This is a genomic window from Lactobacillus sp. WILCCON 0149 (assembly GCF_057197965.1).
The window spans coordinates 2,236,425-2,258,618 of record NZ_JBUBHO010000001.1; the positions used below are offsets into that span (position 1 = coordinate 2,236,425).

19 protein-coding genes are annotated in these 22,194 nt (G+C 50.2%); 7 read left to right on the forward strand and 12 right to left on the reverse strand.

The annotated features are described in order from the left end of the window. Nucleotides 1–3: 3 nt before the first annotated feature. Nucleotides 4–717 carry a YjjG family noncanonical pyrimidine nucleotidase gene (locus ACYVUV_RS10445; RefSeq protein ID WP_439775237.1) on the reverse strand — a complete coding sequence of 238 codons (714 nt, stop codon included), beginning with the start codon at nt 715–717 and terminating at the stop codon, nt 4–6. A 348-nt stretch (nt 718–1,065) separates the two neighbouring features. On the opposite strand from ACYVUV_RS10445, the gene ACYVUV_RS10450 reads away from it, so the two are divergent. Next, the gene (locus ACYVUV_RS10450; protein WP_439775238.1) at nt 1,066–1,617 is read left to right on the forward strand and encodes a biotin transporter BioY; all 552 of its coding nucleotides are present in this window, start codon (nt 1,066–1,068) and stop codon (nt 1,615–1,617) included. A 70-nt stretch (nt 1,618–1,687) separates the two neighbouring features. Here the strand turns inward: ACYVUV_RS10450 and ACYVUV_RS10455 are convergent, their stop codons facing one another. The 3 genes from ACYVUV_RS10455 to ACYVUV_RS10465 all read right to left on the reverse strand — a co-directional run bounded on the left by ACYVUV_RS10455 (nt 1,688) and on the right by ACYVUV_RS10465 (nt 3,818). Further along, complete coding sequence (locus ACYVUV_RS10455) at nt 1,688–2,509, reverse strand: hypothetical protein (RefSeq protein WP_439775239.1); 822 nt, start codon at nt 2,507–2,509, stop codon at nt 1,688–1,690. A 74-nt stretch (nt 2,510–2,583) separates the two neighbouring features. Continuing rightward, on the reverse strand, nt 2,584–3,237 hold the full coding sequence (locus ACYVUV_RS10460) for a histidine phosphatase family protein (protein ID WP_439775240.1): 654 nt from the start codon (nt 3,235–3,237) through the stop codon (nt 2,584–2,586). Further along, nucleotides 3,234–3,818: an SGNH/GDSL hydrolase family protein gene (locus ACYVUV_RS10465; protein ID WP_439775241.1), complete on the reverse strand. Its 585-nt coding sequence runs from the start codon at nt 3,816–3,818 to the stop codon at nt 3,234–3,236. The genes ACYVUV_RS10460 and ACYVUV_RS10465 overlap by 4 nt, the downstream gene beginning before the upstream one ends. Nucleotides 3,819–4,023: 205 nt before the next feature. Here ACYVUV_RS10465 and ACYVUV_RS10470 point away from each other — a divergent pair, with 205 nt between their 5' ends. Next, nucleotides 4,024–6,096 (forward strand): EAL domain-containing protein, encoded by a 2,073-nt coding sequence (locus tag ACYVUV_RS10470; RefSeq protein ID WP_484499322.1) that lies wholly within the window; start codon nt 4,024–4,026, stop codon nt 6,094–6,096. 43 nt (nt 6,097–6,139) lie between these two features. On the opposite strand, the gene ACYVUV_RS10475 is transcribed toward ACYVUV_RS10470, so the two are convergent. Together ACYVUV_RS10475 and ACYVUV_RS10480 are read right to left on the reverse strand one after the other, a co-directional pair. Continuing rightward, the gene (locus tag ACYVUV_RS10475; protein WP_484498894.1) at nt 6,140–7,519 is read right to left on the reverse strand and encodes an IS3 family transposase; all 1,380 of its coding nucleotides are present in this window, start codon (nt 7,517–7,519) and stop codon (nt 6,140–6,142) included. Nucleotides 7,520–7,595: 76 nt separating this feature from the next. Further along, complete coding sequence (locus tag ACYVUV_RS10480; protein ID WP_439775243.1) at nt 7,596–8,429, reverse strand: DegV family protein; 834 nt, start codon at nt 8,427–8,429, stop codon at nt 7,596–7,598. A 165-nt stretch (nt 8,430–8,594) separates the two neighbouring features. On the opposite strand from ACYVUV_RS10480, the gene ACYVUV_RS10485 reads away from it, so the two are divergent. Continuing rightward, nucleotides 8,595–9,101, forward strand: a complete 507-nt coding sequence (locus tag ACYVUV_RS10485) for a DUF1836 domain-containing protein (protein WP_439775244.1) — start codon at nt 8,595–8,597, stop codon at nt 9,099–9,101. Between the two features lie 99 nt (nt 9,102–9,200). On the opposite strand, the gene ACYVUV_RS10490 is transcribed toward ACYVUV_RS10485, so the two are convergent. The 4 genes from ACYVUV_RS10490 to ACYVUV_RS10505 all read right to left on the reverse strand — a co-directional run bounded on the left by ACYVUV_RS10490 (nt 9,201) and on the right by ACYVUV_RS10505 (nt 14,215). Then, the gene (locus tag ACYVUV_RS10490) at nt 9,201–9,464 is read right to left on the reverse strand and encodes an AbrB/MazE/SpoVT family DNA-binding domain-containing protein (RefSeq protein ID WP_439775245.1); all 264 of its coding nucleotides are present in this window, start codon (nt 9,462–9,464) and stop codon (nt 9,201–9,203) included. 18 nt (nt 9,465–9,482) lie between these two features. Continuing rightward, entirely contained in the window at nt 9,483–11,210 is a 1,728-nt protein-coding gene (locus ACYVUV_RS10495; protein WP_484499323.1) for a sensor domain-containing diguanylate cyclase, read from the reverse strand. 136 nt (nt 11,211–11,346) lie between these two features. Then, nucleotides 11,347–12,294, reverse strand: coding sequence for a glycosyltransferase family 2 protein (locus ACYVUV_RS10500; RefSeq protein ID WP_439775247.1), 948 nt, complete (start codon nt 12,292–12,294; stop codon nt 11,347–11,349). 4 nt (nt 12,295–12,298) lie between these two features. Beyond that, complete coding sequence (locus tag ACYVUV_RS10505) at nt 12,299–14,215, reverse strand: hypothetical protein (RefSeq protein WP_439775248.1); 1,917 nt, start codon at nt 14,213–14,215, stop codon at nt 12,299–12,301. Between the two features lie 636 nt (nt 14,216–14,851). On the opposite strand from ACYVUV_RS10505, the gene larD reads away from it, so the two are divergent. Together larD and ACYVUV_RS10515 are read left to right on the forward strand one after the other, a co-directional pair. Then, the gene (gene larD, locus ACYVUV_RS10510; protein ID WP_439775249.1) at nt 14,852–15,574 is read left to right on the forward strand and encodes a D/L-lactic acid transporter LarD; all 723 of its coding nucleotides are present in this window, start codon (nt 14,852–14,854) and stop codon (nt 15,572–15,574) included. Between the two features lie 440 nt (nt 15,575–16,014). Beyond that, complete coding sequence (locus tag ACYVUV_RS10515) at nt 16,015–16,500, forward strand: sigma-70 family RNA polymerase sigma factor (RefSeq protein WP_439775250.1); 486 nt, start codon at nt 16,015–16,017, stop codon at nt 16,498–16,500. Between the two features lie 45 nt (nt 16,501–16,545). Here ACYVUV_RS10515 and ACYVUV_RS10520 read toward each other — a convergent pair whose 3' ends face one another. Further along, a complete protein-coding gene (locus tag ACYVUV_RS10520; protein ID WP_439775251.1) occupies nt 16,546–17,328 on the reverse strand; it encodes a hypothetical protein in 783 nt (260 codons plus the stop codon). Further along, the gene (locus ACYVUV_RS10525) at nt 17,325–18,089 is read right to left on the reverse strand and encodes a hypothetical protein (RefSeq protein ID WP_439775252.1); all 765 of its coding nucleotides are present in this window, start codon (nt 18,087–18,089) and stop codon (nt 17,325–17,327) included. The genes ACYVUV_RS10520 and ACYVUV_RS10525 overlap by 4 nt, the downstream gene beginning before the upstream one ends. Nucleotides 18,090–18,390: 301 nt before the next feature. Between ACYVUV_RS10525 and ACYVUV_RS10530 the strand changes: the two genes are divergently transcribed. Together ACYVUV_RS10530 and ACYVUV_RS10535 are read left to right on the forward strand one after the other, a co-directional pair. Further along, on the forward strand, nt 18,391–19,269 hold the full coding sequence (locus ACYVUV_RS10530; RefSeq protein WP_484499368.1) for an IS982 family transposase: 879 nt from the start codon (nt 18,391–18,393) through the stop codon (nt 19,267–19,269). 48 nt (nt 19,270–19,317) lie between these two features. Next, complete coding sequence (locus ACYVUV_RS10535) at nt 19,318–22,179, forward strand: bifunctional diguanylate cyclase/phosphodiesterase (RefSeq protein ID WP_484499324.1); 2,862 nt, start codon at nt 19,318–19,320, stop codon at nt 22,177–22,179. Nucleotides 22,180–22,194 lie beyond the last annotated feature (15 nt).

Consider the following 22,194-nt stretch of genomic DNA (forward strand, 5'->3'; position numbering starts at 1 on the left):
AAACTAACGCAAAGCGGTCGGGGCGAAGTCTTTTTTCAAGATCCGCTGGAACTGGGCGTAGTTGTCCACCTCAAAGAGGGGATGGACCGGCAGGGTCTTTTGCCGGTGGCGGTGGTTGTACCAGATGCTGTCAAAGCCGTAGTTTTCCGCCCCCATGATGTCAGAGGACAGGCCATCGCCGAAGAAGACCGTCTGGTTGGGGCTGTAGCCGCTTCTGGCGAAAAAGTAGTCAAAAATTTCCGCGTTTGGCTTCTGCACCCCGGCTTCCTGGCTGGTCACGACCAGGTCAAAGTAGTGCCTAATCCCGGCTAATTCCAGCCGGTGCTCCTGGCCAAACTGTTCCCCGTTGCTCAAAACCGCCAGGCTGTAGCCCAGTCTTTTGGCATAGCGGAGGGTGTCCTTGACTCCAGGCAGGAGCTTGTGGCCGGTATGGAAGTAACTGTGGAATTCGTCAGCCGTCTCCATCCCGTCGACTTCGACCCCGCAATACTTTTTAATAATGTCCGGGAACATGATCTCATAGAGCTGGTCCAAGGTCAGCTCGCCCTTTTCCAGCCGGCGCCAGAGACCCTGGTTATAGGCGTGGAATTCTTTTTCAAATTCGTCACTGATCTCCCAGCCATGGGATTTAAAGAGCTGAACCAGGGAATCGTGCACCGTTGCTTCAGTGTCGAGCAAGGTGTCGTCAACGTCCAGGATAATTTGCTGATAGCGCATGTGGCCTCCTTATTTTCTGTTACATTACTTGTTTCTATTAGGCGTATTAAGTTTCCATTATAGACAAAAAGCTGGGCCAGTGCAAAAAATTGTCTTCAACTTATCTTACCCCCATTTTTTCTTTTTCCACATCTTGGGCCTTACTCCGACAAGCAACTACGATATCTTGTGGATAACTTCTGTGGAAGTTGTGTATATCTAGTAGCATCCTCGGCACTTAGCCACTAGACTTAGTTTTCTCGTAATAATTACTATACGTGTACTCAATAAAATATCTTATTGACAAAAAGCTCCAGTAAAACTATATTAATCAAGTAAGCAATAGTTTTACTGGATTGGAGGAGAAACATGTCCAGAAAAAATACTTTTCAGCTTTGTCTTTTAGCCTTGTCCACGGCCCTGATCATTGTCGGCAGCCAGCTGGCGGTCCCCTTGCCGGGCGGGGTCCCTTTTACCCTGCAGACCCTGGTGATTCCTTTGATCGCGGCTGCCTTTGGCTGGCAGCTGGGAACCGGCGCCGTCGCCCTCTACCTGCTCTTAGGAGCCACCGGCCTCCCCGTCTTCAGCGGGGCCAGTGGCGGCATCGCCGTTCTTTTCGGGCCTAACGGGGGCTTTCTCTGGGGCTTCTTGCCCCTGGCCCTGATCACGGGTCTGGCTAAAGGAAACAGATTTTATTTGACCCTGGCTGCCGGGATTGCCCTCTTTTTGCAGCTGCTCTTGGGCGCGGCCTGGCTAGCCTGGATCAGCCACTTACCATTTACGGCCGCGGCTAGCGCTGCTATCTGGCCTTTTTTGCCAACGACTTTGGCCAAACTGGCCCTGGTTGTCGCCCTGGCCCCGCGCCTGCGAGCGATTTTTGCCACTTACGCCGGCAAGGTCAGCCGCGGCTATCAAAAATAAGCTGTCAGAAAGCATGCAAAAAGACGAAGTTCTTCTTAGAGCTTCGTCTTTTACTTTCTTCAATTTCGCCTTACTGCTGGTAAAGCGTGACCAGCTGCTGGGCCAGGTCAGGCTGCTTGAGCTCGATCTGTGGAACCAACTCCATGGCGTCGATCTTCCCGCTGTGGATCCGGGAGATGTTTTCCGGCGTCAAGCCTTCCGTTTCGATGATTTCCAAGGTAGTCGGCAGCTTGTGGTACTTGTACATCTTCCCTCGCAAAGCTTCCTGCCGGGTCCCGTCCAGCATCCGTCTGAGCAGGTCCCGCAGCTCGTCTTCCTGCTCATCAGTGACAGTAAAGCCGATCAAGCGCAAAGACCGGGGCACGGCGTTGATGGTCTCTTCCACCGTCTTGCCGTAGCTGACCGAGTGCAGCTGGGTCAGCGCCTCAAAGAAGGCTTCTTCCAGCCGGTCGTCGCTGAGGCCAGGATTGCTGTCTTTCAGATACTGGCGGTACTCTTCCGTCGCCGTGGTCCGTTCATAGTACCATTCATTTTCCCGGCGCAAAAATTCATCCTTCTCCGGCACGTAATAAAGGCGGTTGTGCTGGAGCTTTTTGATCTGCTTGAAATCCTGCGGCAGGTCCATCAAGACCCAGTCGCCGTAAAGGTAGAATTCCTCATCCTCGTCTTCGCCGCGGTCTTCAACCAGCAGCTCCCCTTCACCAGCGATATTGTAGTCCTGGTCGCTCTGGTCCAGCATGGTGAATTCCCAGAAGTCGTCCTCGTCAATATTGAGCAAGGGGTTCTGGTGGCTGAAAATGTGGTACGCGTGTCTGAGCGGAATAATGCCGTACATGTTGATCATGGCGTAAAGATAGCGCCGGATCAGCAACTTGTTTTCTTTACTAATCATCTGTCTCACCTACCATTTTCGATAGATCTTTCCCTGTTTTTTCTACATCCTATTATAGGCCTGCTGGCAAAAAATCAGTACATCGGCCGACCAAATTCTTCCAGGCTGACCTGGCCGTTGTCATCGACATTCAAGACCGTCATCTCGTTGTGCTTAGGCAATTCCGTTCTAAGGTGCTTGCCCCCGTAGATGCAGGCCAGGCAGTGAATGACGCAGGCATGGCCAACCAAAAGGATCCGTTCTGACTCATCATAGTTGACCAGATAGTCGATCCCGCGCTTCAGGCGCTCTTCAAACTCGCTCCCGCTTTCAGCATCCCCTTCCGGGTCAGCCGCGTGGAACAAGTCCCCGATTTCCCGCCAGGTGTAGCCGTCCTTGACCGCGTCGACCAGGCGGGGGTACTTGGTGGACTTAAAGGCTGCCGCTACCCCTTCCGTGTCATGGAAGGCCTCGTAGTAGCCGAAAAAGAGCTCCCGCAAGTCAGCGGTCTGGGTCATCTTGGTTGACTCCCAGTTGTCATTTTCTGAAACGATGATCTTCCGGGTGTCAGCGGCCCGCTTCAAGTCACTGGAGGCCACCAGGTCAAAATGCTGGTCCTTCAAGGCCTTTCCCAGCTGGTGGGCACCTTCGATCCCTTCTTCAGTCAAAGGGGCGTCAGACCAGCCCTGCAGGCGCTGGTACTTGTTCAAATAGGTCCGGCCATGGCGAACCACATAGATCTTCTTCATTGTTCAACCTCTTCCTTGGGCAGCTGCTTCATCATTTCCGCTGCCAGCAATTGATAACCGCGCGAGCCAAAATGCAGGCCATCATCGAGTTCTCCCCGGCACAAGTCTGCAAGGTCCCCCTCCTTCAGCATGGCCGTGAAAAAGTCGGCGTAGGCGACCTGGTATTCAGCCGCGACTTCCCCCATTACTTTAGCATACTTTGCCAATTTTGCGTTGGTCCGCCCCCGCTGCTTGCTTTCATCTACTGCCGGCCCGGAGACCAGGACAGTTTTGACCCCTGGATAAAAACAGACCAGGGCGGAGACAATGGCCTGGAGGTTCTGCCGGTACTGATTGAGTGGTACTTGCTTATGGCTGGCCGCGTCATTGATCCCCACCATTAAGAAAAGCTGGTCAGCCCGGGGCCGCTTTAAGGCCAGGTCGCCTAATAAGGCCAGCAGGGCGCCGGAATTGATGCCGGACACCGCCGTATTGTCGATTTCCAGGTCAGATTTTCTCTCTTTCAAGGTCCAGTTGATCCGGGGCTGGTCCAGGCCTTCTTTTCGGGCGAAGATGCTGTCGCCAAGTAATATAATTCGCATTTTTACCTTTCTATGCCATTAAAGCATTTGTTATTTTTTACCACTAATATTATTTTGAAAGCAATCCCTGAAAAGGCTTAACAAACAAGGGGAACGAGTGCTAATATGGTACTAGCCTAGTTTATAGTTTTTAGCTTATAATTAACAAAAATCATCGTACAGTTTTTTATTTATATTCCGCCAGTTGCTCCATGAGGATCGAGACATGACAGAACTTTACCACTTTTCCGCGGCAAACCGCGAAAGCTATGAACAACTGAATTTCGCCCTGGCCGTCTTTCAAGAGTACGAAGGCAAGCTTATTCCCCTCCTGGTTTCTGACGGCCTTTGCCGGCTTTACCAGTTAAGCCGGGAAGACCTGCTGAACCACCTGCGAGACATCAGCTACATCACCAGCAACATGCTCAAGGCCAAACAAGATCTTTTGACCTGCAGGATCAAGCTGACCGAAAGCTACCAAACCGTTCTCCTGCACTTAAGCAGGCAGGATTTTTCCGGCCAAGGCCTGCTTTTCGTGGAGTATTTGAACATTGGGGAAGATGCGGTCGACACCCAGCCAATTCAAATCAGCCATATTCCTTCCAATGAACAGTATGAGGACAATTTGACCGGTCTGCTCAACGGGGCTTATTTGACTAGTTTCGGCAAGGACTATCTGGTCAGCAAGCTGCGGGCCGGCGACCAGCCCAGGGTCATTCTTTTTAACGTTATTGGGATGCACGGCTACAATGAGCACTTCGGCTATCTGGCAGGCGACCGCTTCTTGGTCAAGATCAGCAAGCAACTCTTAAACCTCTTCCCCGACGGCCTGGTCATCCGCTACAATGACGACCGTTTCGTGGTTTTGTCGACCGATACCGATTATATCGCCAAAATCAAAGAGCTGCAGAAATTCGTTCTCCGCAACTACTCCGTCGGCGGAATCAAGGCCGGAATCTGCTACTACACTGATCCCAGAGAAAGCATCAAGTCGGCCATCGACAAGGCCAGGAAGGCCCTCCAGTATACCGGAGATGACTTGACCCAACTGTATCATGTTTTTGACGAAAGCGTCCGGGAGAAGTACGTCAACCGCGACTACGTCTTGACCCACTTCCAGGAAGCCCTGGACAAGCGCTGGATCAAGCCTTACTACCAGATGGAAATCCGCAGCTTGACCGGCAAGGTTTGCGGCTATGAGGCCCTGGCCCGGTGGATCGATCCTAAGGAAGGCGTCCTCAGCCCGGCGACTTTTATCGGTATTCTGGAAGATACCCACTTGATCAACCGCCTGGATTTGTCGATCATCGACCAAGTTTGTGAGATGCTGTCCTCCTGCTACAAGCGGGGGATCCCGATCCAGCCCGTCTCTGTCAACCTCTCCCGGGTCGACTTCCAGGTCTGTGATATTTTTGCGGAAGTCGATGCTATCAGGAGAAAGCACAAGATCCCGACCTCCTACTTGAAGATCGAGATCCTGGAATCAACCTTGACCACGGTGCCGGAACAGCTGCACAAGGCTATGGACAAGTTCCACGCTGCTGGCTACCAGATCTGGATGGATGACTTCGGCAGCGGCTACTCCAGTCTGAACAACTTGAAGGACTTCGACTTTGACCTCTTGAAGATCGATATGATTTTTTTGAAGAACTTCAAGACCAACTCCCGCAGCCATATTATTTTGCGGGAAATCGTCGACATGGCCAAGCATCTGGGCATCCATACCCTTTGCGAAGGGGTCGAGACCAAAGACCAGGCCGACTTCCTCAAAGCCATCGGCTGCGACCGCCTGCAGGGTTTCCACTTCTCCAAGCCCCTGCCAGAGGAAGAAATGCTGGCCTTGATCGAAAAGAATGGCGCGGACCACTACGAGCCGCAAGAGATGAACAACTACTATGATACGATCGGTGAAACCAACATTTTGGTCAACCCGATGGTCAGTCATATTTCCCAGGGAATAAAGCACCTGGAAATGCCCCTGGCCTTGATCGAGCGGCGGAGCGGCGACCAGCTGATCTACTACTTCACCAATTTTGCCTACAAGGACGAATTGACCCGTCGCCACCTGGATCAAGAAGAATGGCAGGAAATCGTCAATGATTCGGCTTTTTATAAGAATCTCCTGCTCAATCTGATGGGCAGAAGCAAGAAGGCCAAGGCTGCCGTCAACGGCATGCTGGACAACTACAGCTCTATCGAGGTCCGCCATTTGGCCAACTACCAGGACCGGGACATGTACGTCTGCGCGATCAACAACTTTGGCCATTACTTAGACAAGACAAGACAAGACAAGAAGTAAAAACTCAGCATGATGTGACCCCCAAAATTGGGACAATTTAGTATTACGCCGTTAAGGTTGTTAAAACATGATTCCGATATTCAATCGGGGTCATGTTTTTTCGTCCTGTCTTGATTCTTACGTTGTTGTAGTAATCGATGTATTTGTGAATAGCTTGTTCAAGCTCATTTAAGTCCTTGTATTTATGTTCTTGGCCGTAGAACATCTCCCGCTTAAGAATGCCGAAGAAGCCCTCCATTAAGCCGTCATCAAGAGAATTACCCAACCTGGACATGCTCTGATCGATCCCTCTGTTAGCCAGAGCCGCTTGATATGCTTGGTGCTGATATTGCCAGCCACGGTCTGAGTGGAAAATAAGCCCGTTAAGAGCCGGGTGCTTCTCAAATGCGTCATCTAGCATAGTCATCACTTGCTTAAGGTCTGGGTGCCTAGAAATGTTGTAGGAGATGATTTCTTGGGTACAACCATCGATAATTGGAGAAAGGTAGAGCTTTTGATCTTTAAGATGGAATTCAGTCACGTCGGTAAACCAATGTCTGTCCGGAATAATTGCGTAAAAATTGCGCTTGATTAAGTCTGGCTTGATCTTGCCTTGAACGCCGTAATAGCTGCTGTATTTACGTTTCTTGCGGATTGCGATGGCGAATAAGCCCATCTTTTGCATGAGCCTCTGCACCTTCTTATGGTTGATCTCATAGCCTTCCCGGCGAAGCTGTCCGTAAATTCGCCGGTACCCATAGCGTCGGCTGTGTTCAAGAAAGATCTCTTTGATTCTATCCATCAGCTTCTGGTTACCAGAATCCTTATCAGGCTTATGGATTTGGTAGTAGTAGTTACTTCTTGAGATATGAGGCAATCCAGGGTTGGCATTGATAACGTCGATAATGTACTTAACGCTAAGCCGCAATTCTTGCCTTAATTCAGTGATTGCACGAGCTAATTCTTCTTTTCTTGGCTCTTCCGTTCTTGAATTAAGGCCTCCAATTTTTTTATGTATGCAAGCTCGACTGTAAGCCTCTTTACCTGCTCTTCCAGCTCTTTGATCCGTTGTTTGTCCTTGCTTTTGGGCATTCTTGGGTGGTCTACCTTTCTTCTTGGTAATGACAGTATACCCGTTTTCTTTGAAAGAGCGAAGCCAATTTGCAAGAATTCCTGTATTTGTAAGCCCTAAGTCTAAGGAAACCTGCCTAAGAGCTTCACCACCTAGCAGAACTCTATCAATGGCAGCAAGCTTGAAATCAGCAGTATATTTCTGTTGTGGGCGATCCAAAATGTCTTCGCCATGCTTTTGGATCAAGTCTACCAAATATTGGATTCCTCCGCGCTCCATCCCATATTTTCGGCTGAGGTAGGTGCCTCTTCTATGATCGTCTACCCATTCGTGGTAAATAGCGAGTTTGATTTCTTTAGTGTATTTAGTCATGAAAATAACCCCCGAAATTAGTGTCCTAATTTCGGGGGTCATATCAGCACCCGGACCGGTGCTGAGTTTTTACTTGCTAAATTTCAATCCCAATCATCAGCCCGCCCTCTTCAGCGTAGAAGCTGCATAGAGCATGGCAGTTGCCCAGGTCAACCTTGGCCTCTGGATGCTTTTTTCTGATCTGGTCGTGGAGCTCAGCCGCGCTGTCGAAGTTGTCAGCGTGGTCAATCTTGACCCGGCCGCCCGTATAGCCTTTCTCTTCCAAAGTTTTCAGCAGGGCAGCCAGGGTCTTCTTCTCCCCTCTGGCCTTGCCCAAAGGCTTGATTTCGCCTTCCTCTGCCCAGCCGTAGATCCATATTTTCAAAAGGCCGGCAATCTTGGCTACTGCCGGACTGACCCGGCCGTTATTGGCTAAGTTGGTCATCGACTTTAAGGCGAAAAAGAGGCGGATATGGTTTTCCAGGTAGTCGCTCACGGTCTCTACCAGGTTAGGAAACTGCATCCCTTTTTCTTTCAGTTCCGCGATCTTTTCTGCCGCCAAAAACTGGGCCGGACCCGCGCTTTTGCTGTCAAAAACGTGAATCAAGACGTTTGGATGCTCTTCTTGGTAGATCTTTGCCGCCTGGACAGCAGAATTGTAGCTGCCGGACAAGACTGAAGAGATGGTCAAAACATAGATTTCACTGCCCCCGGCGTAAGCATCCAGCCAGGCAGCGATACTAGGACAGGCTGAAGAAGCCGCGATCCCGCTTTTAGCCCTTTCATTGAATTCCACCTGGTCAAAGCTGGCGTCGTCCGCCCAGGTCTTGTCCCCTTGAATCAAGCTCAAGGCCGCTACTTCCAACTGGCAGCCGCCCAAATTCCCCGCCGTCATGTTGGCCCCGGAATCAGTCACTATCTTAATCGTCATATTTTATAATCCTCGTCATCGGTTTCTTAAAAACTTTTGCTTAAGTCTATAGCAGGAAAGTCCCTATGTCAAGTTTTTTGAAAACCGCTAAGCCGATTTGCTATAATGTGGATGATTGAATTTCATTTTGCCTGTATCTTTTGTATCAGCTGACAGGAGGTTTTTATGGAAAAAATTGCCCGTTCCCTGGCCGGCCTGCACCTGCCCCGCTACCAAGACTTGCCCCAGATGGGCCTGTACCTGGAGCAGACCGCGACCTATATCAATGAGGCCCTGGCCCCCTTGGAAAACGTCCACCTGACCAGTTCCATGGTCAGCAACTATGTCAAGCACGACTTGATTGCCTCGCCTAAAAAGAAGCTCTACAGCCGCCAGCAGATTGCCGAGCTGACTTTCATTGCCATTTCTAAAAACGTCCTCTCCCTGGCTGACCTGCGCGAAGCCTTAAAGCTGCAGCGGTCCAGCTACGACACCGAGACGGCCTACAACTACATGGTTGATGAGCTGGAAAACGTCCTGGCCTACGTCTTCGGTTTTAAAGACGAACTGGCCGACATCGGCCACGAGCACGGGGAATACAAGACCATGCTCCGCAACGTCATCATGACCGTCAGCTACAAGGTCTACCTGGACAAATACTTCGCCCAGTTTACCGGCCAGGAAGAAAAGTAAAAGAGCACGAAAAAAGGACATCCGCCGGGATGTCCTTTTGACTATTTCTTCTGATTTTTCTGAATAAATTCAAACAGATTTACACTTTCATTGGACGCATTAGCCATTAACCATCCAGTCATGAAACTCTGGTGACTTCTTAGGATCATAATGGCCATTTTCGTCAAAGTCAACGCCTTCTTCTGGAATTTGATCGATCAAATCGGCCCAATCTAAAGCACTTGGCAGCTTTTTAATCATGATTTTATCATCTTGAACCTCAAAGGTGACTTCACTACCTTTGGTCAAGTTCAATTCCTTTCGAATTGAAGCCGGAATAACAACTTGTCCCTTTTGAGAGACACGGCCAACCATTGTTTGCATCGTTTTCTCCTACTCTCCTCAAGCCGTTGTCAGCGTTTGGTAGACCAGCTTCCCGTAATGGGGATTGTCGACCATGCTGAAGTTGGACTTGACAGCAATTTCCTGCCCGCTCTGACTGATGACGTGATAGTTCAGCTTATGGATATCGCCAATCTCAGCTTCAGCCGTAAATTTCTTCAGCCAAACCTCGACCAAATCCATGTCCCGCGGAGCCACGACATGTCCGGCTTGGGTGTTCACCCGGCCAAAAAAGTCCCACAGATTGTCATAGCCTAAAAGGCGCAGGGTTCCTTGATTGACGAAAAGAATATGGCCGTTTTCCGGCTTGTAGATCATCAGAGCAGTAGGAATATTGGCCGCGATGTCATGCAGGGTGAAGCCCAGCTGGGATCTAAGGGGCTTGCTGGTTTCCCCGGAATAGTACTGGGCCCCGCTCTTGCCGCTCAATTTGACCTCATAGAGAGCTTCGTCAGCCCGGCTGATCAAGCCTTCCAGCTTCTTCCCCTGCCGCGGGCTGTCCGCGTAGCCGATCGACAAGCTGTACTTGACTTTGTGGCCAAAATAAGTGATCTGATGGTCGGCCGTCAGAATCCGCTGGATCACCGTCTGGCAGTCATCCGCGTCCAGCCCCAGCAAGGCCAGCATGAATTCGTCCCCGCCAGTCCGGCCCACCACGCCGCGGCTTCCCACAGCCTCTTGCAGCCCTCTGGCCACCTGCTTCAAGACTTCATCCCCGATCTGGTGGCCGTATAAGTCGTTGAAAAGCTTGAAGTCGTCAACATCGACCATGACCAGGGTAAACTTGCCACCTTCCTGCCCCTTTAAACAGCGCTTCAGCTGCTCATTGAAGCCCAGGCGGTTGTTGATCTGGGTCAAGGGGTCAACGGTCGCTTCTTCTTTTAACAGCCTCGTGCGGGCCTGGTGCCTGACCAAGGCTACCGCCAGGCAAAAGATCCCAAGCGCCAGCAAACTGAATAAGACCATCACCCGGCTGCTTCTTTGCTCATAAGTCCAACCGCCTTTTGGTGAAACGTAGATCTTCCAGCTGCCACTTGAACTGCTGGGCTTGAAGCTGTATGCCACTGGACTGACGACAGCCGCCTTTGATCTGGACATCAGACTGTACTTCTTGCTGTCAACCGGACTTCTCAAGAGGCGGTAGTTGTAGTCCCCATGCTTCAAATTGCCTAAACTGGCCTTTAGCAGCTGCTTGGCATTGACCGCTACGACCGCGAAGCCCCACAGCTGTCCTTTGACGAAAACCGGCCGGTAAAAAATCATCCCGCTTTCTCCGCCCTTGAGGGTGACAGGTCCTTGCATGATGGTTTTCTTCTTGCTCACGGCATATGCCCGGCAATGTCCGCGGCTGAACTGCTGATAAGCCTGCTTAAGTTCATTCGTCAGCCCGGGGTTGGCCTGCCAGTTTCCCTGCACGGTAACCAGATAGCTGCCCTGTACATAACCTGTTGCCAATATTTCCCGGCTTCTTTTGGCAAAATTGGTCACCTGACCATTGTCATCAATAGTCGTCTGTGCTAATTCCCGGCTAAAGTCTTCAGCCTGTTCCAGAGCTGGAGAAAAAGACCTGCCCACCAGTTCAGCTGTCTGCAGGGCCCGGTTTTCCTCTGTACTCTTAAATTGCTGGTAGCTCCACTTTCCCATGGAAGAAAGCACCAGAATCAAGCCGATAAAGACGGTCGTTAAAAAGATGTAATCCCCACGGCGCATTTTGTACTTGCTGCTCATTAACTGCTCCTTATTTTCAGTGTTACTAATTATGACACAAAAGTTATAACAATAACACTGAAAGGTCTTTTTATCCCAAAGAATAATTGCTATGGAATTATAACTTTAAAAAACAGGCAAAAATAAAAGACCGACCTTAGTCGATCTTTTTAACATCTTTAATATTTGATTCACTGGAAATGTAGTGGGGCCGGTGCTTGCTTTCCATGTAAATCTTGGCCAGGTACTGACCCATCACGCCGAGGCTGAGCATGACCAGACCCCCGATAAAGATCACCACGCAGATCAAGGAGGCCCAGCCGGCTACCGGGTCGCCCTTGATCAACTTGCGCAGAACAATTACGATCAGCATGATAAAGGACACCCCGGTCATGAGGAAGCCCATCCAGGAAGACAGGTTCAGCGGCACCAGAGAAAAGTTGATAATCCCGTCAATGGCGTACTTGAACAGCTTCCAGAAGTTCCACTTGCTTTCCCCGGCCACTCTTTCCACGTTTTCATAAGGGAGCCAGTAGGTCTTGAAGCCGACCCAGCCAAAAATCCCCTTGGAGAAACGGTTGTACTCACTCATTTCCACGATCGCGTCAACCATATCCCGCTTCATCAAGCGGAAGTCCCGGGCCCCGTCGACCACATCAGCGTCAGAGATCTTGTTGATGATCTGGTAGAACTTGCGGGCAAACCAGCTTCTGATCGGCGGCTCACCCTTCCGGTCCTCCCGTCTGGTGGCCACGCTGTCGTATTCACCGGAGTCCAGAATCTTGATCATTTCCGGCAAAAGGGCCGGCGGATCCTGCAAGTCGGCGTCCATCACAGCCACGTAGTCCCCGCTGGCGTTGACAAAGCCCGCGTACATGGCGGATTCTTTGCCGAAGTTTCTTGAAAATGAAATGTAAAAGACATGGGGATCCTTAGCGGCCAGGTCGCGCAGGATGTCCAAAGTCTTGTCCTTGGACCCGTCATTGACAAAAATCAGCTCGTAGTCGTCGGGCAGTTTTTCCAGCACCTCATGAGCTACAGGATAAAAAAGGGGCAAAGCCGCTTCTTCGTTGTAGCAAGGCACGATAATTGAAATCTTTTTCATGTTTTTACTTCTTTTCTTCCCTTTCTGCTTGCTTACTCTTAAGTTTAACCCCTAAGCCGGCACAAATAAAGCCAGGCCAGGAAAGCAGGGAAATTGCTAAAAGCAGCTTCATCCAGAAAGGAGTCACGAATTCCAGGTAGGCCACGTTCTTGCCCTTTTGGCTGGCCACCAAGGGAGCGCCGATCCGGCTTCTTTCATACTTATGCAAAACTTTGCCGTTGACCGTCAGCTTGGACTGGGCATAAGTCACGACTGGCAGCCGCTTATTTTTGCCCTTGCTCTTCCAGGTCAGCTTGATTTTTCCGCCCTTGACGGCCTTGATCTTGAGCGGCTTTCTGACCTTGTGATTCAAAACCGTCTTATTGTAGGAACTGGCCGCCTTGTCGGTCTGCTCTTGCCAATATTGCTTGTTCTTATAAGCATCTGACCAGCCGGTAATGACCGGCTTAGGGTCAAATTTGTAAACTGGCAGGTAGTCGGCGATTGGCTTTTTGGTCAAGGTCAAAAACTTATGCAGGTCTTTAGAGTGCGTGGCCGCGTTAGCCTGCCGCATGGCCTCTTTGCGGGCGGGAGTCAAAGCGATCAAGCCCTTCTTGGTCTTCTTGATCTTGTGCCTGCCCGGATCAGTGACTTCATGGCCAAAATTGGTGATGGCATTGTGACCGACATTGGTCAAATAGCCATTCCAAGCATCAACATTCATGTAGTAGACCAGGCTGTTCACGCTGATGACCAGAGACAGGCCAGCCAGCCCGTAGATCAGCCAGGCGAAGTGCTTGGACTTCTTCAGCATGATTTCCGCCGACATCCCTATCCCCAGCAAAATCAAAGGATAAGCCAGGCAGATAAAGCGGGACGGGAACTGGAGGAAGCGGGCCAGGACCGGCAAGCGGTTGGAAATATGGCCCCAAGGCAGCATCCGGGAGGAGACCAGCAGCCAGAAGCAGCCATAGAGGCTGACCCAGCAGTTGAGCCGGTTTTCCTTCCGCCGCCAAAGGGCATAGACCAGCTGGCCAATAAAGATGTAGGCCAGCCAGTAAGGCAGGCTGCCCCGCATACTGTAATTGACGATGTTTAAAGGATTGTGTCTGATATAAATGTGTCTGAGATGCAAGGACTGATCCATCATGTCCATCGTCGACGGGGCGGCCAGCTTATTGGTCTTGGATATCCAGAGAAGCGGGGCCAGGGTGTTCAAAGACAGCAAGACGGCCAGGCCGACCGCTTTAAAAGTCTCCAGCCAAAGCTGGCGGGACCACTTGTTTTGGACCATGGCATAAAGCCAGGCTGGAAGCAAGAGGGCCACGTACATCACGGCCGTCAGCAGGTGCACTTCCAAGGCGATAGCCATCAAAAGGCCCAGCTTGACCCAGTGAATTGGCTTTTCCTTGTCCAGAATCATGTCCGCGGCCACCAAGATGGCGTAAGGCATCATCGCCGCCCCAATGCCGGAGAAGTTGGTCCCTTCCTGCCAGCGGGGCAGCCAGCCGATCGTCATGTAAAACGCGGCCAAAAGCGTGGCAACTGACCGCCGGCTGTCAAAGCGGCGCAGGGCCCAGTACATGCTGGTCCCCCCAACCGCGTAGACGATAAAGGAGCTGACCAGCTGATACCGGTACCAGCTTTTAACAAGCAATAAGAGCAAGCCATTGGCATAAGCAAAAAGCGGCCCGTACAATGCGTTGATCACCCGGCCTGAGTGGCTGAAACCATACATGGTCATGAACCAGTTGAAGTTGCCGTGCTTGATCTGCTCAGCCGCTTCATAGAAGCGGTTATAGTGGAAAATCGTATCCGACCCGATGATGACGTTCCCCGTCCGCATCTGCCGGTAACAGAAATACGCCGCTAGCAAAAGCAGGGCGGCGTAGGGCAAAAAAGCTTGGTATTCAAGCTTGCGTTTATTATTGTCTTCTTGCATCTCTCTTTCTTTCCCTTTCATTTCCAAAAAATGGCCTGGATTATACACTCTTGACCCAGTCCACTACTAACTGGTACAACTTTCACTAATTCTAGGATAATCATTTTCATTTTCATGTGCAAGCCTTTTTAACATCTTTTAATGTCCTTTTTCAAAAGCTTTACGCATATATATTACGAAAAAGCCATAACAGCCATTTTGGACTTATGAAAACAAAAAATATCCCTGGACACCAAAAAAGCAGCTGCTTATGGCTAGCTGCTTCTTAGGTAGTGTATATGTATGTTGTGTATATCAGGGAAAGAAAAATATAAGAAATATGAGTTATAGACAAGTTCTTTCAGCTCGTCTACGATTCTTATAGTACACAGTAAATTTGAACAAACTATGATGCTAATTCTTCCCTTCAGTGAAATTTCCATCGGCAAAAAGACCAGGCACTTTTGTTTTTCAGCAGCTGGCCCGGTTTTGTGAACAATTCACTTACTTTTCCCTAGAAAGTTTGTTAAATCTAGCTAAAAAAGCGCATTCATGTTCAAAAAATCACGATTCCCTATATCTTTTTGCCGGCTATAGGTATATAATTATTAGCTGTTATGTACCTTAAAAATTATCTACTGCAAGGAGAACAGAATTTTGATGCACAACTTGTTAAATGAGTTCCTGTCTACCGGGCTCATGATTCTTTTCGGTGTTGGCGTGCACTGCGATGACGTTTTGAACAAGACCAAGTACCACGGCTCAGGCCACATTTTCGCCATTACTACCTGGTCATTCGGGATCACTGCCTGCCTCTTCATCTTCGGCGGCGTCTGCATGAACCCAGCCATGGCTCTCTGCCAGGCTATCCTGGGTCTGATCCCATGGTCCAGCTTCATCCCTTACACTCTGGCTGAATTCGCCGGTGCCTTTGCCGGGGCTCTTCTGGCTTACTTCATGTACGCTGACCACTTCAAGGCTTCCGAAGACACCATCGACGGCGTGGCCACCCGGAACATCTTCTCCACCAACCCTAACCTGCGCAACCTGCCACGGAACTGGATGGTCGAAATGATCGCCACTACCATCTTCTTGAGCGGTATCCTGGCTATCGTTGCCAAGTTTGAAAAGCTCGGCTGGACTCCACTTCTGGTTGGTCTGCTGGTTTGGGCGATCGGTATGGGCCTGGGCGGTACTACTGGCTTCGCCATGAACCAAGCCCGGGACTTGGGGCCACGTCTGGCTTACCAAATCCTGCCAATCAAGAACAAGGCCAACAACGACTGGCAATACGGCTTGATCGTGCCAGGTACCGCGCCATTTGCCGGTGCCGTTTTGGCTGCCCTGTTCGTCAAGTACTTCTTGAAGCTGACTTTCTAATTAAGCTAAATTCTTGAGAAGAGAAGAATACTGAACACAAAAGAAAAAAGCGCTGGACCGCGACGTCCAGCGCTTTTTCGCGTAAAAAAATAGATATAGATGCGGCCCGGAGGCCACGTAATTGCTTGTCTTGGAAAGAATAAAAAAAGGTATGGAATCATAGATCAAGATCTCTTGATCTATGGCTCAAATGATACGGGGGAAGTATGAATGATCTATGACGACTTTCTTGCTTTTCTCCTAGGAAAAGTTTTATTTTTTACCTGGATTCAACCCCTAAACTTGCCCTTAAACAGCCGTTCTTACATTTCCTTCAAAGTATAAAGAGCGGAAAAACGGGCTTTTTGCCCCCTCGCTCCCGGTCAGCACTCCTTTGGCAAAGCCCTTAAGCTAATACTTGCAAGGCGCCAAGCAAGAAAATAATTAAGGAGTGCGAAAAAATGAACATGCAAATCAATCAAGCAATGGACCAAGCCTGGGAAAACCGGAAATTAGTTGCCGGAGCCTTGAAAACGGCCCATGTCTACCGGAAGTGTGCCGATTACGAGGACCTTTTTCAAGAAGGCTTGATCGTCTACGCCCAATGCCTGCGGGAAATGGCTGACCAGCCGCGGGAAGAAGCAGACAAATTGGCCTTCCGCAAGGTCTACTGGCGGGTCCTTGACCTGCTCCGGCAGAGAAAGCGGCAAAGAGACCACGATGAACCGCTGCTGGCCGCCGCCTTTGTTGGCCAGGCCGACCAGCACAATCTGCTTCTTAAGGAAGCCTGGAAGAAGCTGTCGACTAGCGAAAAGCTGCTTTTAGGCCAGAACCTCCTGGCTGGACGCAGCCTTAAGGAAACGGCCGACTTGATGAACATCCCCTACCGGACGGCCAGCCGGATCAAGAAGCAGGCCCTGGAGAAACTCCGCCGGCAGTTAGTCTGAATTATTATAAGGAAGCAAAGCCCCCGCGAGTGCGGGGGCTTTTCGTTATATTCTGAACAAGAACTTTTTCTCTGCCTGCTTTAAGGCATAGTCTAAATCGTCTGGCAAAACAGGCAGGCCGAGTTCATCCAGCAGGACCTTTTTAAAAGCCTGCCTTTCTTCTGCCCGGATCTCAGCCAAAAGCTGCCTTAAAGACGGAAGCTTGCCGGCCAAGTCTGCCTCAACCGCCTGCTGGTAGCTGGGTCCGTAGAGCAGGTTCCAGTCACCTTGCCGGCAGACCGGGCAGCCTACTTGACCAGCCAGACCATGAAAAAGGCTGCAGTAGAGGGCATTGTGCTCAACTGCTTCTTCCACTTGCCGGCTGGCGTTGGCATAGCCGCGCTTCAGCTGAAAGAAATAGCAGTTGACCCCGGCCAAATCGGTCATGAGCATCCCGCCTTGGCAGGCTTCCATCCCCCGCATCCGCTGCAGGGCGATTAGATCGACCAAGCCGGCGTGAAAGGATTCCGGAGAAAAAAGCGCCCCGTGCCCCGCTGAAATCACGTGCTGCTCCCGGATCTCCAGGAGCTGGTAGAGCTTTTCCTGCAAAGGATAGCCGCCAGGCAGGTCTTCGTTGACGAAGTGAGCCAGCAGGGTCTTGGTCGTGGCTTTTAAGACGATCTCCCCCTGCTTCCGGTCGACCAGCAAGGTCCGGTAAGGGGCGGCCGGGCCCAGGTCATAAGCCATAACAAAGTCCGGCCCCAGCCGGTAGCTGTCCAGCTTCTTGGCCTTGATTTTTCCTTCGGCTAATCCTGCCCGGTAGTACTCCCGGCTGTAGACCGTCATCATTTGAAGGCCTCATGGCAGATTAAATTCCGCCTTAGAATCGTCTTTAAAGGAATTGCAGCCAGACTTTTTGCTTTTGACTCTGGCTCTTTATCCTTGAGCAGGTAGCGCAGGACATAATAGATCCGGGGATCTTTTCTCCCGCTAGAGATTTGAAATCCCGCCAGTTCCACGCCCGGGCCGTAGTGTTTGCCGAAGTACTTTTCTTCATACAGGGGGCCAAAAAGGTCAAACCAGCTTCTGAGTTCTTCTCCGTCCACTTCTTCGCCCTGCAGCAGGCAGGAAAAAGCTGCTGGCTGCTTTTTTAGGCCGGCAAGTTCACTGATGTGGACCAGGTCTGCCGGGAAAATATTAGTCGAAAAGCAGGCGTTGTTGCGGAAATAGATCCGCGGCCCATGAAAAAAGACGTATTTCTCAGCTTCCTCAGTCTGCAGGAGAGCCAGCTGGTCAACCGTCAGGTCCCGGACTCTTTTCCTTTTCTTGGCAAAAAGCTGCAGGAGCAGCCAGGCCAGCCGGTCCGCGTCAGAAGCAGCTTCTATTTCAGTTTGCAGAACCTGCTTGACTGCCTCGCGGAAATTCTGTTGCAATTCGTCCAGGGCCTGGCGGATTAAAGGGACGTCAGCTGACTTGATTACGTTCAGTCTTTGCTTGTCCAGCAGCAAATCGCTTAAACAAATATCCTTGCTTTCCAGCTGGCGGCGCAAGCCGGCAGACCAAACCCGGCCCGCCAGCTGCCGCTTAAGCGCCTCTTCAATTTCTCCCATTTTCCTTGTCCTGTATTCAAAACATCCTGATTAACTGTGGATAATACTTATATTATGAAGAATTAAGACTATCCATTCCAAGTTAAAAATATAACATATTCGCGCGTGAATTAAAAGCGCTAACATCTAATTTTTTAATCAATTGTTTTGAACCCTCCAGTCCCTTTTGTTAAGGCAAATGAGTTATTATATTAATTAAGGAACACGCGTGGTGCTAGTTGAAATATAGTTTCAATTTCTTAACAAAAAAGGTCCAACATTGTAGACTCTAGTTGGAAAAAAGAAAGGAGTCCTTACAATGTTGAACCAACTACAGATTAAACGTTATAGTCACCGTTTGCAAGTGGAATTTCGAACTTTGTCGAAAATCTGCAAGAAACTTTATTACAAGTACGCTCCATCTCGGTTAACTCACCGTCGCAATGCCAGTCTGGTAAAGGTTCCAGACTACGAAATTATTGCATTACTTGTCTGGCAAGCTGAGGAAGGTATATCTTCTCAGCGCAGATTTGCTCGCTGTTGGGGACTTTGTGGGCTCTCCAGATCTCGTTTCAATCGCAGAGCTAGAGCGCTTCTTGGCATCACTGTTCAGATCGTCAACGAACTAAACTCAAGAGTCGATCTGTCTGATCAGTACATGATCATTGACAGTCTACCCATGCCTTTGTGTCAGCCAATCAGAAACCGCAGAGCTAAAGTGTTTGAAGGAATTGCCAACATTGGCTATAACTCAACCAAACAGTTTTACTATTACGGCTTTAAAGGCCACTTTGCCGTAGCTCAAGACGGTTATGTTCTTGGCTATGTAATCACACAAGCATCAATACACGATGCAAAAGAAGCAGAAGAGCTGATTCTCACTACCCATCCCGAAGGGCACTTTATTTTAGGCGATGAAGGCTATATAGGCAAGCAGCTGCACGATACTCTCAAGATAAACGGCTATATACTGTGGACACCTTACCGGAAAAATATGAAAGGTGCTAAGCAGCATAACAAAAGAGAGCTAATGGCAATTCGCCGAACGATCGAGAGTGTGTTCTCTGTACTAAAGTACTACGGAATTGAAAATATTCTTGCAAGAAGTACAGACGGTTTCCAACAAACCGTCGAGATAATCGTACTAACTTACAATATCAGCTACATCCTACAGAGATATGGACTCAACTTCTTCAACTAGCACCACGCGTTAATTAAGGAACATATCATATTTTATAGGGAGCATGCCATGCAAATTACTCGAGCATTTGCCTACGCGGTCTCGGAATATTTCTGTGTCATTATAATCTCATTACTGCTTCGCTCATCGTTGCAAATCAAACGGCACAACCGCCAGCATCACTGGTTCAATATCAGTTTGGGCCTCCAGGCCGCTTACCTCTTTTTAGACGGAACCCGGACCCTGTTGATGAACCATATCCTGCCCAGCAACCAATTTCTGGTCAATTTTACCAGTCTTTGTTTGTCGATCACTCTGAACATCCTCAGCTATACCACTTTGATGTTCGTGGCTTACAAGATTGAGCTGCCCTTGACCACTGACAAAAGGCAAAGCCGGTTCGTCCTGGCCCTGCCGATCGCGATCTCAGCCGTGGACTTGATCTGCGCTATTTTCGCGCCCCAGCTGATGTTCTCTACCAATAATATCAATGCTTTTACGCCATTTTTCTCAGGCCTTTTCCTTTTCCTGCCGATCAGTTATTCTGCCTTCGTCTTTGTGATTACGGCTTATAATGCCATAATCAACCGGAAAAACGGCCTGGGCCACTACTACCTGGTCTTGACCTTCTATCCAGTTCTGATGACGGTCTTCGGCTTCATCGAAGTCATGCTGTCCACGGCCCTGCCCCTTTACTCTTACGCGGTAACTTTTTATTTCACCTTCAACTTCCTTTACCAGCTGAACTCCTCTATTAAGGAAGCAACTATCGACAGTCTGACGGGCTTGAGAAACCGAGAAAACCTCAGGGAATACATCGACGATATCTGGAAGCAGGGTACAAGTGACCAGTACTACCTCTTCATGATTGACATGAACGGACTTAAATCAGTCAACGACGTCTACGGGCACGTGGAAGGCGACCATGCCATCCGGGCCATCGGCCAGGCCCTGGACGACGTCCTGCAGACAGGCAATGATGGGATTGTCTGCCGTTACGGGGGCGACGAATTTTTGGCAGTCATTACGGTCACTGACGACAAGCAGGCTGACAAGCTGGTGCAGCTGACCAGAGAAAGGATCAGCTACTACAGTCAGGTCGACAAGCTGCAATCCGCCCCGCAAGTAGCTACCGGCTACATCCACCTGCCTAAAGAAAAAACTCCCCTGGCTGACCTCTTGAAACAGGCTGACAGCAAGATGTACGCTGAGAAGCAGGCCATGAAGACCGGGGACCGGGCAGCCAACTTCTTTACCGACGAAATCACCGGCCTGCCAAATGCCAACTACTTCCATAATTTCGCGGGAAACTTCCTTAAGAAGCTGGCAAAAAAAGACCAGCATCCCCTGGTTATCCTGTTCAACATTTCCGGCATGCACAGCTACAACGACCGCTTTGGCTACCAAGGCGGCGACGACCTGCTCCGGACTGTCTCCCGGGTTTTGCGGGACTTTTTTGACCAGGAAGATGACATCTTAGTCCGCTACACGGAAGACAACTTCGTCCTTTTAACTTGCACGCCCTTGACTGAGGCCAAGCAAAAGATCCGGGACATCTCCAAAAAGGTAACGGCAATTGATTCGATTGGGATCAAGGCCGGGATCTACCAGACCAAAGATGGCAAAGAGGACGTCATCGCCACGGTCGACCGGGCCCGGCGGGCCATGCGCCTGATCGGGTCCGACCGCCAGCGGGTCTACTGCGTTTATGGGCCGGAAGTTCAGGCAGTTTACGACAGCCGGGACTTCGTCTTGATCAACTTCAAGCAGGCCTTGGAAAATGGCGACATCAAGCCCTTCTTCCAGCCAGTCATCCGCAGCTTGACCGGGCAGATCCGCAGCTTTGAGGCCCTGGCCCGGTGGAATGACCGTCAGCGGGGGGCAATTCCGCCCGACCAGTTCATTGGAATTCTGGAAGAGACCCGGCAAATCCACCTGCTGGATCTGGAGATTTTCCGCCAGGTCTGCCAACTGCAGCAGAGCTGCCAGCGGATGGGCCTGCCGATCCCGGTGATTTCCGTCAACATCTCACCAGTTGACTTCAACTCCTGTGATATTGTCGCGGAAATCGAGAAAATCAGGACCCAGTACCAGGTTCCAAGCAAGTATCTGAAGATTGAAGTTTTGGAATCAGTCATTGCCAGTGCCCCGGACCAGCTGAAGGAGATCATCGCCCAGCTGCATGATTTGGGCTATGAGATTTGGATGGACGACTTTGGCAGCGGCTACTCCAGCATGAACAACTTGAAGGACTTTGACTTTGACCTGCTGAAGATCGACATGGGCTTTTTGGAAAACTTTACCGCAAACTCCCAGAGCAAGATCATCATTTCAGAAATCGTCGACATGGCCAAACGGCTGGGGATCGAGACTTTATGCGAGGGGATCGAGAACCGGAGCCAGTCAGATTTCCTCAAGGAGATCGGCTGCCAGTACCAACAGGGCTATCTCTTCGCGGCTTCCATGGAGCCGGAGGAATTGCGGCAGTTCCTGGGCAAAGCTGGCGACCAGCTTGAAGATATCAGCTTAAGCGACTACTACAGCCAGATCGACCGGGTCAACGTTTTGTCCAACCCGACCCACAGCCTGGCAGAACAGAATTCCAGCCTGGGTGAAAATATCGACGTGCCGATGGCCATCATTGAAAAAGACGGGGATAACATAAGCTACCTTTACTTCAACCACGCCTTGAAACGTTTGCTGGCAATAGCAGAGAACGGGCAAGCTGTTTCGGCTGAGACTCTTGCTAAGCTGCCGGCCGTGGATAAATTCCTGTTAGAGCAGATGGACCGCTGCCAGGGGAAGGACCGGGCAATTTCGGCCAGTTATGAAAGCGGCGGCCTGGAATTCAAGATCAGAATGCGCTGGCTGGCCAGTCAGGAAAATAGCTCATTCGTGTATATCGTTACGTCGGAACATTATCAAGAATAAAGTATGACCAACTCA

Bases quoted from the DNA above. Each gene is read 5' to 3' on its own strand.
- ACYVUV_RS10445 (WP_439775237.1), bottom strand. From the start codon at position 717: ATGCGCTATCAGCAAATTATCCTGGACGTTGACGACACCTTGCTCGAC.
- ACYVUV_RS10450 (WP_439775238.1), top strand. From the start codon at position 1,066: ATGTCCAGAAAAAATACTTTTCAGCTTTGTCTTTTAGCCTTGTCCACG.
- ACYVUV_RS10455 (WP_439775239.1), bottom strand. From the start codon at position 2,509: ATGATTAGTAAAGAAAACAAGTTGCTGATCCGGCGCTATCTTTACGCC.
- ACYVUV_RS10460 (WP_439775240.1), bottom strand. From the start codon at position 3,237: ATGAAGAAGATCTATGTGGTTCGCCATGGCCGGACCTATTTGAACAAG.
- ACYVUV_RS10465 (WP_439775241.1), bottom strand. From the start codon at position 3,818: ATGCGAATTATATTACTTGGCGACAGCATCTTCGCCCGAAAAGAAGGC.
- ACYVUV_RS10470 (WP_484499322.1), top strand. From the start codon at position 4,024: ATGACAGAACTTTACCACTTTTCCGCGGCAAACCGCGAAAGCTATGAA.
- ACYVUV_RS10475 (WP_484498894.1), bottom strand. From the start codon at position 7,519: ATGACTAAATACACTAAAGAAATCAAACTCGCTATTTACCACGAATGG.
- ACYVUV_RS10480 (WP_439775243.1), bottom strand. From the start codon at position 8,429: ATGACGATTAAGATAGTGACTGATTCCGGGGCCAACATGACGGCGGGG.
- ACYVUV_RS10485 (WP_439775244.1), top strand. From the start codon at position 8,595: ATGGAAAAAATTGCCCGTTCCCTGGCCGGCCTGCACCTGCCCCGCTAC.
- ACYVUV_RS10490 (WP_439775245.1), bottom strand. From the start codon at position 9,464: ATGCAAACAATGGTTGGCCGTGTCTCTCAAAAGGGACAAGTTGTTATT.
- ACYVUV_RS10495 (WP_484499323.1), bottom strand. From the start codon at position 11,210: ATGAGCAGCAAGTACAAAATGCGCCGTGGGGATTACATCTTTTTAACG.
- ACYVUV_RS10500 (WP_439775247.1), bottom strand. From the start codon at position 12,294: ATGAAAAAGATTTCAATTATCGTGCCTTGCTACAACGAAGAAGCGGCT.
- ACYVUV_RS10505 (WP_439775248.1), bottom strand. From the start codon at position 14,215: ATGCAAGAAGACAATAATAAACGCAAGCTTGAATACCAAGCTTTTTTG.
- ACYVUV_RS10515 (WP_439775250.1), top strand. From the start codon at position 16,015: ATGAACATGCAAATCAATCAAGCAATGGACCAAGCCTGGGAAAACCGG.
- ACYVUV_RS10520 (WP_439775251.1), bottom strand. From the start codon at position 17,328: ATGATGACGGTCTACAGCCGGGAGTACTACCGGGCAGGATTAGCCGAA.
- ACYVUV_RS10525 (WP_439775252.1), bottom strand. From the start codon at position 18,089: ATGGGAGAAATTGAAGAGGCGCTTAAGCGGCAGCTGGCGGGCCGGGTT.
- ACYVUV_RS10535 (WP_484499324.1), top strand. From the start codon at position 19,318: ATGCAAATTACTCGAGCATTTGCCTACGCGGTCTCGGAATATTTCTGT.